This window comes from Pedococcus sp. KACC 23699 (assembly GCF_045348425.1).
GTDB lineage: Bacteria > Actinomycetota > Actinomycetes > Actinomycetales > Dermatophilaceae > Pedococcus.
On the sequence record NZ_CP157483.1, the window covers coordinates 3,216,048 to 3,230,300 of the forward strand.

At 71.2% G+C, this 14,253-nt stretch carries 13 protein-coding genes and 1 riboswitch; of the genes, 8 read left to right on the top strand and 5 right to left on the bottom strand.

The window, feature by feature from the left end; translation table 11 throughout:
- Positions 1-6 precede the first annotated feature (6 nt).
- On the bottom strand, positions 7-633 hold the full coding sequence (locus ABEG17_RS15165; RefSeq protein ID WP_406830312.1) for a TetR-like C-terminal domain-containing protein: 627 nt from the start codon (positions 631-633) through the stop codon (positions 7-9).
- 194 nt (positions 634-827) lie between these two features.
- On the opposite strand from ABEG17_RS15165, the gene ABEG17_RS15170 reads away from it, so the two are divergent.
- Positions 828-1,751 (top strand): PAC2 family protein, encoded by a 924-nt coding sequence (locus ABEG17_RS15170; RefSeq protein WP_406830313.1) that lies wholly within the window; start codon positions 828-830, stop codon positions 1,749-1,751.
- A 96-nt stretch (positions 1,752-1,847) separates the two neighbouring features.
- On the opposite strand, the gene ABEG17_RS15175 is transcribed toward ABEG17_RS15170, so the two are convergent.
- Together ABEG17_RS15175 and ABEG17_RS15180 are read right to left on the bottom strand one after the other, a co-directional pair.
- Positions 1,848-2,645 (bottom strand): DUF1206 domain-containing protein, encoded by a 798-nt coding sequence (locus ABEG17_RS15175; RefSeq protein WP_406830314.1) that lies wholly within the window; start codon positions 2,643-2,645, stop codon positions 1,848-1,850.
- A gap of 114 nt (positions 2,646-2,759) precedes the next feature.
- Positions 2,760-4,448, bottom strand: coding sequence for a DNA polymerase (locus ABEG17_RS15180; RefSeq protein ID WP_406830315.1), 1,689 nt, complete (start codon positions 4,446-4,448; stop codon positions 2,760-2,762).
- Between the two features lie 164 nt (positions 4,449-4,612).
- On the opposite strand from ABEG17_RS15180, the gene ABEG17_RS15185 reads away from it, so the two are divergent.
- On the top strand, positions 4,613-6,139 hold the full coding sequence (locus tag ABEG17_RS15185; RefSeq protein ID WP_406830316.1) for a S8 family peptidase: 1,527 nt from the start codon (positions 4,613-4,615) through the stop codon (positions 6,137-6,139).
- 108 nt (positions 6,140-6,247) lie between these two features.
- Here the strand turns inward: ABEG17_RS15185 and ABEG17_RS15190 are convergent, their stop codons facing one another.
- Together ABEG17_RS15190 and ABEG17_RS15195 are read right to left on the bottom strand one after the other, a co-directional pair.
- Positions 6,248-6,682 (bottom strand): SufE family protein, encoded by a 435-nt coding sequence (locus ABEG17_RS15190; RefSeq protein WP_406833214.1) that lies wholly within the window; start codon positions 6,680-6,682, stop codon positions 6,248-6,250.
- 35 nt (positions 6,683-6,717) lie between these two features.
- Positions 6,718-7,686 (bottom strand): sulfurtransferase, encoded by a 969-nt coding sequence (locus ABEG17_RS15195; RefSeq protein ID WP_406830317.1) that lies wholly within the window; start codon positions 7,684-7,686, stop codon positions 6,718-6,720.
- 120 nt (positions 7,687-7,806) lie between these two features.
- On the opposite strand from ABEG17_RS15195, the gene ABEG17_RS15200 reads away from it, so the two are divergent.
- From ABEG17_RS15200 to ABEG17_RS15225, 6 genes are all read left to right on the top strand, one after another.
- The gene (locus ABEG17_RS15200; protein WP_406830318.1) at positions 7,807-8,520 is read left to right on the top strand and encodes an EcsC family protein; all 714 of its coding nucleotides are present in this window, start codon (positions 7,807-7,809) and stop codon (positions 8,518-8,520) included.
- A 168-nt stretch (positions 8,521-8,688) separates the two neighbouring features.
- A complete protein-coding gene (locus ABEG17_RS15205) occupies positions 8,689-9,120 on the top strand; it encodes a YkvA family protein (protein WP_406830319.1) in 432 nt (143 codons plus the stop codon).
- A 118-nt stretch (positions 9,121-9,238) separates the two neighbouring features.
- Complete coding sequence (locus tag ABEG17_RS15210; RefSeq protein WP_406830320.1) at positions 9,239-10,417, top strand: DUF4192 domain-containing protein; 1,179 nt, start codon at positions 9,239-9,241, stop codon at positions 10,415-10,417.
- Positions 10,418-10,545: 128 nt separating this feature from the next.
- Positions 10,546-10,656, top strand: a riboswitch (SAM riboswitch).
- Positions 10,657-10,671: 15 nt separating this feature from the next.
- Positions 10,672-11,808, top strand: a complete 1,137-nt coding sequence (locus ABEG17_RS15215) for a homoserine O-acetyltransferase (RefSeq protein ID WP_406830321.1) — start codon at positions 10,672-10,674, stop codon at positions 11,806-11,808.
- A gap of 68 nt (positions 11,809-11,876) precedes the next feature.
- Entirely contained in the window at positions 11,877-12,278 is a 402-nt protein-coding gene (locus ABEG17_RS15220; RefSeq protein WP_406830322.1) for a universal stress protein, read from the top strand.
- Positions 12,279-12,535: 257 nt separating this feature from the next.
- A complete protein-coding gene (locus ABEG17_RS15225) occupies positions 12,536-14,146 on the top strand; it encodes an RNA polymerase sigma factor (RefSeq protein ID WP_406830323.1) in 1,611 nt (536 codons plus the stop codon).
- Positions 14,147-14,253: the final 107 nt, after the last annotated feature.

Here is a 14,253-nt window from a genome sequence, read left to right on the forward strand (position 1 = left end):
TGTGGGTCAGTCGCGCTGCAGTGTCGCTGCGCAGGCCGGGAGGACGACGCTGTCCACCAGCGTGACGAGACGGTCCTGGGAGGGGTGGGACCCCGTCAGCATCGCCTCGTGGATGGAGATCGCCGGCAGCAGGCGTGCCAACGTGTCGAGGTCGGCGCTGTCGCCGATCTCCCCGCGCTGCTGGGCAGCGCGGAAGGGTCGGACCGCGGCGGCCATCTTCGGCGCGATGAGGCGCGTGATGATGGCGTCGTGGAGCTCGGGCTCGCGCTGCATGGAGTTCATCAGCGACGCGAACACGCGGATGGGCCGGTCGTCGGCCAGGCCGCCCTTGGCGCAGGCCTGGGCGATGAGGTCCCCGCGCAGGTCACCGGTGTCGGGGGCGCGGTCGGCCTCGACACCCAGCATGAGCTGCATGGCGTCGACGACGAGGTCGACCTTCGCCGGCCAGCGGCGGTAGAGGGTGGCCTTGGACGCCTTCGCCGTGGCGGCGACGGCGTCGAAGCTGAGCTTGTCGTAGCCGTGCTCCACCAGCGCCTCGAGGGTCGCCTCGAGGATCTCGCGCTCGCGCTCGCCCTCGACGCGCGGCCGGGTGCGGGCCGGCTCCTCGGTGGAGGTGGTGCTGGTGGGGGTCACGACTGCCGTCCTTCGATGATACGAAACTGTTTCGTTTCATCCGAACCGTAGGGCCGCCTGATCCATTCCCGCAATCCGATATTTCTCCGAGTCTCGCGGCGGGTCGCCCGGAATCCCCTGCCATGCTGATGCGTTGGCACTGTCATCACCCCGAGAACGTTGAACCACCCGAGATCACCACCGCTGGAGTTACCGTGCTGAACCCCTCCGAGCTCTACCACTTCGAGACCGACACCGACCCGACGGCGCTGCGCGCCTCGGTCATGGTCGTCGCCCTCGGCGGTTTCATGGACGCCGGGCACACCCAGCGGCTCCTGACCGACCACCTGCTCGCCACCGCCGAGTCGACCGTCGTGGCCGCCTTCGACACCGACCAGCTCATCGACTACCGCAGTCGCCGGCCCCCGATGGTGTTCGACACCAACCGTTGGCTCGCCTACGAGGACCCGTGCCTGGCCCTGCACCGGCTCACCGACCGCGACGGCACGCCGTACCTCCTGCTCACCGGACCCGAGCCGGACTTCCAGTGGGAGCGCGTCACCGAGGCGGTCCGCCAGCTCGTCGTCGTGCTCGGTGTCGACCTGGTCGTCACCGCCCACGGCATCCCGATGGCCGTCCCGCACACCCGCCCGATCGGGATGACGTCGCACGCCACCGACCCGCGGTTGATCTCCGCGCAGGACAACCCCTTCGGCCGGATCGAGGTGCCGGGCAGCCTGTCCTCGCTGCTCGAGCTGCGTCTGGGCGAGTCCGGTCACGACGCCATCGGCTTCGCGGTCCACGTGCCGCACTACCTCGCCCAGGCAGAGTTCGCCGACGGTGCGGTGACGGCCCTCAACGCCATCACGGCAGCGACGGGTCTCAACCTGCCGTCGGACGACCTCGTGGCACAGGCCGGCCTCAACCGGGCCGAGATCGCCCGTGAGGTCGAGGGGTCGGAGGAGGTCACCCAGGTGATCGAGGCGCTGGAGCGGCAGTACGACACCTTCAGCGAGGGACGCCAGAAGCCCAGCCTGCTCGCCACCGACGTCAGCGAGCTCCCGTCGGCCGACGAGATCGGTGCGGAGTTCGAGCAGTTCCTGCGCGACGTCTCCGACGAGGGTCCCTCCCCGAGCTGACCCGCCACCACGCGCGCACGAGGCCCCCGCTTCTGCGGGGGCCTCGTTGCGTGCGCGGGTCCGTGCGGGCACCGGGCGCCGCGGGGGTATGGCGCGTCAGACCTTTGCGTGCCGGGCGCGGGCGAAGCTGTAGACGCCGAAGGCCGCGAAGCCGATCGCCATGATGACCAGCAGGGTGGTCCCGAAGGCCTCGTCGCGCAGCGACTTGAGGGCGCCGTCGAGTCCGCTCGCTTCCTTGGCCTGCTTGTGGAACCCGGCTGCGGCGAAGAGGAACCCGACGATCACCAGGGCCACCCCCTTGGCGATGTAGCCCACCTGGCCGGCACGGGTCGCCCAGGTGCCGGGGTGGTCGACCAGGTCCTTGAGGAACGTCTTCTTCGCGCCCTTGTAGACGTGGTAGACGCCGACGGCGATCACGACGATGCCGATGACGATGACCAGGGTCCGCCCGCCGGGCTTGTCGAGCAGGCTGGCGGTGAAGTCGACGCTCTGCTTGCGGCTGTTGCTCTGCTTGCCTCGGGCGAAGCCGAAGGCCGACCAGGCGAGAGCGAGGTAGAGCACGGCCTTGCTTCCGGCCTTGATGCGTCCTCCCCAGGCGTCCTTGTCGTCGCCGGGGTGGCCCACGATGGCATCGGCGACCTGCCAGACGCCCAGGCCCAGGAAGCCGAGCACCCCGATCCACAGGGCCAGCCTCCCGGCGCCGTTGCCGGCCAAGGACGCCAGCGCCCCGCTCTGGTCGGCGTGACCACTCTTGCCCAGGGCGATCTGCAGGGTGATCCAGCCGATGAGGAGGTGCAGCAGCCCACTGGTGGCGTAGCCGACCCGGGCGGCGGTCTCCAGCGCCGGGTGGTCGGAGGCCTGGCTGGCGGCCTGCTTGACGTCGTGTCCATCCATGGGGACACCTAACCACCAATCGCCCCCGCCCACCGTGGTCCCGGGAGGATGTCCTGCAGGTCAACGTCCTGCAGGTGAACGTCCTGCGGGTCAAACGTCCTGCAGGTCCGGCCGCTACTCCTTGGCCTCGGACCACCGGTGGATGACGGAGGCGTCGGCGACGAAGCGCACCTGGGTCGAGCCGGTCCACCGGCGGGCGCTGTCGTCCAGCGCCGCGACGACGCGGGCCCGGGCCTCCTCTGCGTGCTCCCGCGGCACGTGGACCAGCAGCTCGTCGTGCAGGCAGAGCACGATCTGCGCGCCGAGGTCGCGGGTGGTGGCGCGGACCGTCGCCGCCCAGGCCTTGAACAGCTCGGCCGCACTGCCCTGGATCACGGCGTTGCGGGCGAAACGACCCCGGGCCGCGTCGTAGGCCGCCGCCCCTTCGACGGGCACGTCGGCCAGGACCGTGTCGAGCCGGATCAGGCGCCCCCCGTAGGTGCGCAGGGGCTCCCGTCGCACGCCTGCGGCATACGCGCCGTCGAGGTAGCCCATCGCCACGGGGTAGGCGCGTTCGAGGCCCTTGAGCGCCTCGCCGGCGGCGCCGCTGCGCTGCCCGTACATCGCGGCGAGGACCGCGATCTTGGCCACCGGCCGGTCGACGCCGAGGGTGGCCGCGACGGGGGCGTAGAGGTCGTCAGCACGTGTCGCCGCCGCGAACGCCGCGTCGCCGGCGACGACGGCCAGGACGCGCGGCTCGATCTGGCCGAGGTCGGCGCGGACGAACACGTGGCCGGGGTGGGCCGCGACCGCGGGGCGCAGTGCGGCGGGGAGGTTGTGCAGGCCGTTCTGCGCGGTCATCCGCCCAGCGGCCCCGTCGCAGGCGGTCCACCCGCCGCGGAGCCGGTCGTCCGTCCCGACGTGGGAGTCGAGCCAGGTGTGGCCGTAGGTCGTGGCGATGCGTTCGGCCTTGCGCCACTCCAACAGGGCGCCGACGACGGGATGGGTCTCCCGGAAGGGTTCGAGCACCCACTTGCGCGTGTTGGGGACGACGACGCCCACCGATGCGAGCAGCTCGCGGACCTGCAGGGGGTTGCGCAGGTCGGTCGACTCCCGGCCGGGGGTGTGGACGAGGACGGCGGCGTCGCGCTCGGCCCGGATCCGCCGGGCATCCGCCTCGTCGGCCGGGCGAGCGCCCGCGCTTGCCTCGATGAGCTGCTCGGCCACCGCACGGTCGATCGGCAGGCCGTCCCGGGCCAGCTCCACGCAGAGGTATGCCGCCGCTGACTCCGAGTGCGCGGCTGCGACGCTGCGAGGGCCCACCGCGGCCAGCGCCTGCTCCTGGGAGGTGGCGCAGTCGAGGACCGCGCGACCCCAGGCCAGGAGTACCTCGTCCGTAGGACGCCACTGGGCGGTGCCGGCGTCGGGGACGAGGTAGCCGTCAGGACGCACGACCTGGTCGACCGGGCTGTCGTCGACCGCGTGGAAGTCGAAGAGGTCTCCTCGCGAGGCAGCCGGCAGGGCTGCGCGGTCGAGCCCCTGAGCTGCCGCCCACGCCACCTGGGGTGCCGCCTCCCACCCGCCGAAGAGCAGGCGGTGCGCCTCGGCGACGTCCCAGCACCTCGCCACCGGCAACCGGGCTGCCACGAGGGGCGCCGCGTCGACAGCCGCGGCCCACCACGTGAACCGGGCCGTGCCCGCCTGGACGAGCTCGGCGACACGTGTCACGGCCTGCGCCACCGGAAGGACAGCTGCCTCGTCGGCTCCCACGACCGCGGCACGACCGTCCGGAGAGGTCACGAACGCGACGAGGGGGGCAGCCATGGCAGCGCCCATCCTGTCAGGTCCTGCCGCTGGTCCCCGCCGGGCGACCGGCGAACGATTGCACGTCGCCGAAACCCCCATCCAGTGGATGAATCGGGCACAGTGCCCGGATGCGCCCGATCCGCGGGGCGCGTGCACCACACCCGCACACAGGAGGAATCTCGATGTCCCACCGGACCCACAGTCCCCACCGTCTGCGCACGACGGCCTTCGCGGCGTCCGCAGCGCTGCTTGCCAGTGCGCTGCTCGCCTCGGGCAGCGCGAACGCCGCGACGACCGCTACGGACGCCTCGACCCCGGTCCCCGTCGTCACCACCGACGGCATGCTGATGAGCTACGTCGTCAACGCCAAGGTCGCGAACCCCGGCCAGACCAAGCTCGTCGAGAAGGCCGTCGCTGCCGCCGGGGGCGTCGTCGTCCAGTCGTGGCCGCAGATCGGCGTCGTCATCGCACACTCCGACCGGGCCGCCTTCCGCGCCAACGTCGTGAAGCACGGCGGCAACGCCGTCGAGTCCGTCGGAGCCAGTCGTACCGCCCCAGTCAGCGAGGGCACGCCCAGCGGCCTCGGTGCCTCGTGGGGACCGGGAGCCTCGGGTTACCAGAAGGGTCACGCCAAGCCGGCCCACGCAGACCTGTCCGGTGCGCTGACCAACCCGGCCGCCCCGGCCGCCGACCCGCGCGAGGCCGAGCAGTGGGACATGGTGCAGATCAAGGCCGACCAGGCCCACAAGATCACCGACGGTGACCGCAACGTCGTCGTCGGCGTGCTCGACAGCGGCATCGACCCCGACCACCCGGACCTCGCGCCCAACATCGACGTCGCCGACTCGGTGAGCTGCACGGGTGCCGGTCGCCCGAGCCAGGCACCTGGCGCCTGGTACCCGACGACGTCGGACCACGGCACGCACGTGGCCGGCACGATCGGCGCCGCGCGCAACGGGGTCGGCATCGTCGGTGTCGCCCCGAACGTGCGGATGGCCGCCGTGAAGGTCGTCAACGACGACGGCTTCATCTACCCGGAGTACGCCATCTGCGGCTTCGTCTGGGCCGGCCAGCACAAGATGGACGTCACCAACAACAGCTACTACGTCGACCCGATGGAGTTCTGGTGCGGTGACCAGCCCGACCAGGCAGCGGTCCTCGAGGCCGTGGGCCGCGCCGTCGCCTGGTCCACCAAGCAGGGCGTCGTCCACGCCGCGGCCGCGGGCAACTCCGCCAAGGACCTCGCCAACAAGACGACCGACTCGGCCAGCCCCAACGACACGACCCCGATCACGCGTCACATCAACAACGGCTGCAAGGACATCCCGACCGAGCTGCCCGGAGTCGTCACGGTCTCGGCGACCAACCGCGCCGAGCAGCTGGCGTCGTTCAGCAACCGCGGTCTCGGTGTCATCGACGTCGCCGCACCCGGCCGCACGATCCTGTCGACCGTGGTCAAGGACAACGGTTACGGCACCAAGAGCGGGACGTCGATGGCGTCCCCGCACGTCGCCGGTGTCCTCGCGCTCATGAAGTCGGCGCACCCGACCTGGACGCCGGCACAGATGGTGGCCAAGCTGCGCGCGCAGGCCGACGACCGCGCCTGCTCCGCCCCCGAGGGCGGCACGAGCGTGCCCTGCACCGGTCCGGTCTCGGACAACAGCTACTACGGCGAGGGCATCGTCGACGCCCTCGACGCGGTGCGCTGACAGGTCGCGCCGCACATCACGGAGCCGCGGTCCCCGGGAGGGGGCCGCGGCTCCGTCGTCCCATCCGCGCCATACCCCGCTCGACGGCGAGGGGCGCGAACGAGGTTGCTACGACTGGGACTTCAGGGCGACCTGTCGTTTGATCCGACTGAGCATGCCGACCATGCCGCGCAAGCGCAGCGGTGAGACCGCCTCGCCGAGGGAGAACTGGTACGGCGCCACCTCGGGCACCGCGAGCACCTCGTCGACGGTGAGGCCGTCGAGGCCCTCGTGCAGGATCCCGGCGAACCCGCGGGTCGTCGGAGCCTCCTGCGGGGCCGAGAAGAACAGATGCACCGGACGTGCGCCCGGGGCGTCGGCAGGCTCGTCGCCGACCTCGACCGCGAGGAAGATCGGTGACTGGCACTCGTGCACCTGCTCCATCGAGTCCAGCGAGCCGGCGTAGCGCTCGGGCAGCTCGGGGAGGCCCTCGCTGAACTCCAGCAGCAGCTGGAGGCGTTCGGGAGCGGTGAGCTCGGCGAAGTCGGCGGCGATCTCGCGCATCGCCGCCGGGAGGTCGGTGTCTGCGGTGGGTTCGGTCACTTCGGCGCCCCCTGCTCGACCGGGACACGCACGGAGTTGCCCCACTCGGTCCACGACCCGTCGTAGTTGCGGACCTGGTCGAAGCCGAGCAGGTGGGTGAGGACGAACCACGTGTGCGAGGAGCGTTCCCCGATGCGGCAGTAGGCGATCGTGGGGTCCGAGGGTGCCAGGCCCTGCTCGGTGAGGTAGATCGCCTCGAGGTCCTCGCGCGACTTGAACGTGCCGTCCTCGTTCGCGGCCCGAGCCCACGGCACCGACCGGGCGCCGGGGATGTGACCGCCACGCATCGCGCCCTCCTGCGGGTAGTCGGGCATGTGCAGGAGCTCGCCGCTGAACTCGCCGGGGGAGCGGACGTCCACCAGCGGACCGCCCAGGTGGTTCAGCACGTCCTCCTTGAACGCGCGGATCGGCGCGTCGTCCCGCGTGACGACCGGGTATGCCGCGTCCCCGGTGAGCGGGGCCACCTGGGGCACCTCCCGCGTCAGCTCGCGACCCTCCGCGACCCACTTCGCGCGACCGCCGTCGAGCAGCCGCACGTCCTCGTGGCCGAACAGGCTCATGACCCACAGTGCGTAAGCGGCCCACCAGTTGTTCTTGTCGCCGTAGACGATGACGGTGGTGTCGCGTCCGACGCCCCGCGCGGACATCACCGCGGCGAACTGCTCGGCATCGACGTAGTCACGCATCACCGGGTCGTTGAGGTCCTGGTGCCAGTCGAGCTTGAGGGAGCCCGGGACGTGGCCGGTGTCGTAGAGCAGCACGTCCTCGTCGGACTCGAGGACGACGATCCCGTCGGGTCCGCCGACCGCGCCGGCGGCCACCTGGTCGGCCAGCCACTGCGTGCTGACGAGCCGTTCGGGGTGTGCGTAGGCGGCGAAGGCCGACTCGGTGGCGGAGCCGGGGCTCGAGTCGGAGCCGGAGCTGGCTGAGGTGTCGGACGAGGTGGACTGGGTGGGGTCGGCCATGGTGTCAAGGCTAAACCTGCTGGTCCGGGGCGTGCGTGGCAGGATGGCGGAGGCGTCGGACGAACGGCGCTGCAGGACCACAGCACCTCGACGACAGTCGACGACAGCAGGGAGTACCGCGTGGCTTTCCTCGGGTTGGGCAAGGAGGAGGCAGAGGTCAAGACCTCTGCTCTCGAGCAGGCCAGGACCGGGCGGGAGGACTCGGGCGTGTTCACCTCCACGGTGACCGGCCTCATCGAGAACCTCCTCGACGTCGGCATCGACGGCAAGGGGCCCTTCGACTCGGCCCAGAAGGTCGCCGACGCCAAGCGGTCCGAACGACCCGACGCCGAGGACGCCATCGACGCGGTGGTCCGAGGGCACCTCAAGCTCGCCGCAGCAGGCGGTTTCGTGACCGGGCTCGGTGGCTTCATCACCCTTCCCGTCGCGCTGCCCGCCAACGTCCTCGAGTTCTACATCGTCGCGACCCGCATGGTCGGCTCGATCGCGTCCCTGCGCGGGTACGACATCAAGCAGCCCGAGATCCGTTCGGCCGTCCTGCTCACCCTGGTCGGGGCGGACGCCGACGACCTGCTGAAGAAGGCCGGCGTGATGTCGACCGGGCGGCTGTCCAACCTCGCGGCGCAGCGCCTGCCCGGGCCGGCCCTGATGGTGGTCAACAAGGCAGTGGGCTTCCGCCTGCTGTCGACCGTCGGCAAGAAGTCGCTGGTGCGGCTGGGCAGGGGTGTCCCGGTGATCGGCGGTGTCATGGGTGCCGGCCTCGACAGCTACCTGCTCAAGCGGATCGCCGACCACGCGCGGCACGAGTTCCCCAAGAAGGTGACCGGCCTCTGAGGCCCGGGCGGCGCCATACGTGCGCCGCCCCGCCCTCGTCACCACGGGCGGCGACGTCCCGGCGGGGAATGTCCTGCACGTCCACCTCGTTGGACCAGTGTTCTGGCGCGGTCGGCGCCGGGGCCGACCGTTCCACCGACCTTGCACCGTTCAGCACCAGGAGACGACATGGCCGTGAACCGCTTCGGAGCCTTTCGCACCATCGCCACTGCACTGCGCACCACCCTGCGCCCCGGGTCGCCCGGCCTGGGGGAGAGGTTCGCCAGCGTCCCACGGATGCTGCGGGCGACCTTCCGTGGCGACTACCACGGCAGCACCCGCGGTCGGCTGCTCATGATCGCCGCTGCGGTCGCCTACGTCGTCTCGCCGATCGACCTGGTGCCCGAGGCGTTCCTGTCCGTCTTCGGCCTGGCCGACGACGCCGTGGTGGTGTCGTGGCTCGCCGCCGCCTTCGTCAACGAGACGGAGTCCTACCTGCGCTGGGAGCGCACGGGGAAGGGCGCGACCGGTTCGGCGCAGGAGTATGACGCCCAGACCGGTTCCACTGCCCGCTCGGCACAGTCGCCCGGTGCCACCGTGCCGGGGTACGTCGTCCACTGAGCCGCCCGTCGTCTACTGAGCCGCCCGTCGTCCACAGGGGGGCAGGGTCGGCGACCTCGTACACAGGCGCCAGGCCGCACCCTCGGCACGGCGGTCCTGACGCGCGAGCGTGGGAGCCATGGAACCCATCCGCCTCGCCGGACCCGCCGACGTCCTTGCCGTGCTGCCCTACCAGCTGGGTTACCACCCGAGCGACTCCCTCGTCGCCGTGGTGCTCCGCGACCGCCAGGTAGGCCTCGTGGAGCGGATCGACCTGCCGCCCGACGACGCGGTGGAGGAGGCGTGCGCCGCCGCGGTGGAGCCGTTGCTGCGTGAGGCCCCTGACAGCGTCCTGCTCGTGGGGTACGAGTCGCATCCGGGTGCGGCGCTTCCCCTGGCCGATGCGGTCCGCGACCGAATGCTGGCTGCCGGCATCGTCGTGCTCGACCGCCTGGTGGTCCGTGACGGCCGGTGGTACGCCCCGGACTGCGAGACCGGGTGCTGCCCGAGCCGAGGAGACGAGCAGGTGATCCCTCGCGACTCGCCGGCGGTGGCGCCGTTCGTGGCCCTCGAGGTCGCTCCACTCCCGGGCCGGCAGTCCCTGGCCGAGCTCGTCTCGGCCGACCCGGAGCTGACCGCGCCGGTGGCCGCAGCCCTCGACAGGCTCGCGGTGAGGACCGACCGTTTGATCGGCGTCGCGGTGCAGGGCCAGGGGGTCGACGCGATCGCCGGCGAGGCACAGGGCAGCGGTCCCGGTGAGCGGGTTGTGGCTGTGCACCGGCTGCGCTACCTCGCCACGTGGGCCACGGTGCTGGAGGTGAGCGACACCAGCGACGACAGCGACGGCCACGGCCGTGACGGGAACGGCGGCCAGGGGCCCGTGTGGGGGGCCGAGCAGGTCGCGCTGCTCGTGGCGAGCCTGCGCGACGTGCAGCTGCGCGATGCGCTGATCGCCTGGATCTGTCCGGGGACCCTGCCCCTCGACGCCTTGTCGCCCGACCTCGTGGACGCCCTGCACAGCTGCCTGCCCGACCCCGCCTGGGTCGGGCACCAGGGCGACGAGGTGGCCGTGGTCGCCGGGCGGCGGGTGGTGACGCGGCTGCAGTCGGTCGTGCGGGCGGTGCCCGACGAGCAGGCCGCTGCGCTGCTCACGGTCCTGGCCAACTTGGCTTGGTGGCTCGGCGACGGAGCGCTCACCCGGGTTGCGCTCGACCGGGCGCTGGAGCACTCGCCGGGCTACCGGCTGGCCAGGTTGCTCGAGCGGATGGTCGACCTCGGGGTGCGTCCGCGCTCACCTCGGTCGGAGCTGACGGCCTGATCCGGGACAGGGCGGTCCCGGATCTTTCCGGAGGGGGCCGTGTTCCTTTGGGGGGCGGCCTGGGTCCGCGGGGTCCAGTGTCCGGACGACCCGGACACGCCGGCGCGCGGCTCGTATGCTTGGCCGCAGGTTATGAGTCCCAGCGACAAGCCCCGGCTTGCTGGGCGGCAACCCTCCTCGCGGTGGGGTGCCCCGGGTGAAGACCCGGCCGGCCCTGACCTGGGCGGCAAGCGCGATGCCACAGGAGCACCCTCATGACCACCACCTCCCGACCTGCGAAGACCTCCGCGGCGTGGCGCCACGGTGACCCGGTCGGGGACCGCCGGTTCCAGGCCCTCGGTGCGGTCGAGCTCGAGCGGGGCGGGGTGCTCCCCGACGTGACCATCGCCTACGAGACCTGGGGCCAGCTCAACCCCGCCCGGGACAACGCGATCCTCGTCGAGCACGCCCTCACCGGCGACAGCCACGTCACCGGGCCTGCCGGCCCGGGCCACCCGACGCCGGGGTGGTGGGACGGACTCATCGGCCCCGGGTGCCCGCTCGACACCGACCGATTCCACGTGGTCGCGGCCAACGTGCTCGGTGGGTGCCAGGGGACCACGGGGCCCGCCTCCGTCGCCCCCGACGGCCAGCCCTGGGGGAGCCGGTTCCCGTTCGTCACGGTCCGCGACCAGGTCCGGGTGGAGGCCCTGCTCGCAGACCGTCTCGGCATCGACCGGTGGCGTCTGGTCCTCGGTGGATCGATGGGAGGGATGCGGGCGCTCGAGTGGGCCGTGACCCACCCTGACCGAGTGGCCTCTGCTGGGGTCCTGGCCAGCACTGCCTACGCCTCGGCGGAGCAGATCGCGTGGTGCCAGGCCCAGCTCCTCGCCATCCGCAGCGACCCCAACTTCCGCGGGGGCGACTACTACGACAAGGGGTTCGGGCCCGAGACCGGCCTGGGCATCGCGCGCCGGATCGCCCACGTCACCTACCGCAGCGAGATCGAGCTGCACGAACGGTTCGGACGGGTCCCGCAGGGGGACGAGGACCCGCTGGGCGGGAGCGGGCGGTATGCCGTCGAGTCCTACCTCGACCACCACGCCGGCAAGCTGGCCGGACGTTTCGACGCCAACTCCTACGTCGTCCTCACCGAGGCGATGAACTCCCACGACGTGGGCAGGGGCCGCGGCGGGGTCGAGGCAGCCCTGGCCCGGGTCACCGCCGACGTCGTGGTCGTGGCGGTGGACTCCGATCGGCTCTACCCTCCGCGGCTGTCCCACGAGATCGCCGCCGCGGTCCGGGGCTCCGCAGTCCGCACCGTGCACTCCGACTTCGGGCACGACGGTTTCCTCATCGAGCTCGAGCAGGTCGGTGCCGTGGTGCGGCACGTGCTGGGAGACCCTGCCTGACCGGGAGGTTTCCGGTAGCGTCGCCCGCGCGGCAACTGCCGCAGGTGTCGACGAACGAGGAGGTTCCTGTGGCCATCGTTGTGGGCTATGTCCCGACGAAGGAAGGGCGAGCAGCGCTGCGACGCGCGGCGGAGGAGGCGCTGCTGCGCAAGTCCAAGCTCATCGTCATCAACTCCAACCGTGGAGGCCGGGACTACGACGGCGACGAGGCCCAGCGGTTCGAGGCCGAGCTGAGTCGCATCCAGGGTGAGCTCGACGGGCACGGAGTCGAGCACGAGGTGCGCCAGCTGGTCCGGGGCAACGAGCCGGCTGAGGACCTCATCGCCGTCGCGGAGGAGGAGCAGGCCGACTTCATCGTCATCGGTCTGCGTCGACGCACCCCGGTGGGCAAGCTCATCCTCGGATCCAACGCGCAGCGCATCCTGCTCGACGCGTCGTGCCCCGTCCTGGCGGTCAAGGCCAGCTCCTGACTCGACGACCGCGGCGAGCCCTCGGCTGGGTCCCGCGTGGCGCGGCACGGTGAGATCAGGCCTTCCCAAGCCTGATTTCGTGCACGAATGCGGGATTGGGCGCCTTCTCGTTTTACAATGTCTGGAACGAGGTCGCGCTGGGCACATCCCGTCCGGTCTCGGCAATACTTCCGCCCCCGTAGTTGTTGTCGTAGGCGTGCGCCGCCATGCCTGCGATGGCGTGCGCCGTGCCGCGATCCCGCGACGAAAGGTAGTCCGTGTCGCCTGTGTCCAAGAAGACTGCGAGCCCCGCACCGTCTCTTCCCACCGAGTTCACCCACCCAGCCCTGCAGCAGCTGCTCATGCAGGGTCGTACCAACGGCTCGGTCGACAGTGGCGCCCTGCGTGAGGCGCTCGAGGGCGCCGAGGTGCCGCCGAAGCGGATGAAGGTCGTGCTCCGCTCCTTGGATGAGCAGGGCATCACCGTCACCCTCGACGCCGTGACCGCGTCCCGTGCCGTGGCCGCCACGACCACCCGTCGCACCGCCACCGCCTCGGCGAAGAAGGCGGCGGCCAAGACCACCAAGTCCGCCGCCAAGCCCGTCGCTGCTGGCGACGACGCGCCGGCTGCCAAGACCGCCACCAAGGCTGCCGCGAAGACGGCCACCAAGACCGCCGCCAAGGCGACGACGACGAAGAAGGCCGCAGCCGCTGCTGCCGAGCCCGCCAAGCCCGTCGCCAAGCAGACCGCGGCAGCCAAGAAGGCTGCGGCCAAGGCGGCAGCCGGTGACGAGTCCACGGCGGAGCAGACGGACGCCGAGCCGATCGACGTCGTCGAGTCCGAGCTCGAGGACGTCGTCGTCGAGGACGAGACCGACGACAAGAAGAAGGACGGCGAGGAGGAGGAGTCCCCCTCGGGCTTCGTCCTTCGCGACGACGACGAGGACGACGCCCCGGTCCAGCAGGTCGTCACCGCAGGCGCCACCGCCGACCCGGTCAAGGACTACCTCAAGCAGATCGGCAAGGTCGCCCTCCTCAACGCCGAGCAGGAGGTCGAGCTCGCCAAGCGCATCGAGGCCGGTCTGTTCGCCGAGGAGCGGCTCAACTCCGGCGACAAGATCGACATGAAGCTCAAGCGCGAGCTCTGGTGGATCGCCCAGGACGGCAAGAAGGCCAAGAACCACCTGCTCGAGGCCAACCTGCGTCTCGTCGTGTCGCTGGCCAAGCGCTACACCGGTCGCGGCATGCTCTTCCTGGACCTGATCCAGGAGGGCAACCTCGGTCTGATCCGTGCGGTCGAGAAGTTCGACTACACCAAGGGCTACAAGTTCTCGACGTACGCGACGTGGTGGATCCGCCAGGCCATCACCCGCGCCATGGCCGACCAGGCGCGCACCATCCGCATCCCGGTCCACATGGTCGAGGTCATCAACAAGCTGGCCCGCGTGCAGCGCCAGATGCTCCAGGACCTCGGGCGTGAGCCCACCCCGGAGGAGCTCGCCAAGGAGCTCGACATGACCCCGGAGAAGGTCGTCGAGGTCCAGAAGTACGGCCGCGAGCCGATCTCCCTGCACACGCCTCTCGGTGAGGACGGTGACAGCGAGTTCGGTGACCTCATCGAGGACTCCGAGGCCGTCGTGCCCGCCGACGCCGTGAGCTTCACGCTCCTGCAGGAGCAGCTGCACTCGGTGCTCGACACCCTGTCCGAGCGCGAGGCCGGTGTGGTCTCGATGCGCTTCGGCCTGACCGACGGTCAGCCGAAGACGCTCGACGAGATCGGCAAGGTCTACGGCGTGACCCGCGAGCGGATCCGCCAGATCGAGTCCAAGACCATGAGCAAGCTGCGCCACCCGAGCCGTTCGCAGGTCCTGCGCGACTACCTCGACTGAGTGGTCCCGCCGGACTGCGGCGGTGGTGAGAGGTCAGGCGCCCTCCGGGGCACCTGACCTCTCACTTTTCCCGGTGGCAGCGCTGACGACACGTCCTCAGCGCTGCG

Coding starts and splice junctions, on each gene's coding strand:
- ABEG17_RS15175 (WP_406830314.1), bottom strand. CDS start 2,645: ATGGATGGACACGACGTCAAGCAGGCCGCCAGCCAGGCCTCCGACCAC.
- ABEG17_RS15180 (WP_406830315.1), bottom strand. CDS start 4,448: ATGGCTGCCCCCCTCGTCGCGTTCGTGACCTCTCCGGACGGTCGTGCC.
- ABEG17_RS15185 (WP_406830316.1), top strand. CDS start 4,613: ATGTCCCACCGGACCCACAGTCCCCACCGTCTGCGCACGACGGCCTTC.
- ABEG17_RS15190 (WP_406833214.1), bottom strand. CDS start 6,682: ATGCGCGAGATCGCCGCCGACTTCGCCGAGCTCACCGCTCCCGAACGC.
- ABEG17_RS15195 (WP_406830317.1), bottom strand. CDS start 7,686: ATGGCCGACCCCACCCAGTCCACCTCGTCCGACACCTCAGCCAGCTCC.
- ABEG17_RS15205 (WP_406830319.1), top strand. CDS start 8,689: ATGGCCGTGAACCGCTTCGGAGCCTTTCGCACCATCGCCACTGCACTG.
- ABEG17_RS15210 (WP_406830320.1), top strand. CDS start 9,239: ATGGAACCCATCCGCCTCGCCGGACCCGCCGACGTCCTTGCCGTGCTG.
- ABEG17_RS15215 (WP_406830321.1), top strand. CDS start 10,672: ATGACCACCACCTCCCGACCTGCGAAGACCTCCGCGGCGTGGCGCCAC.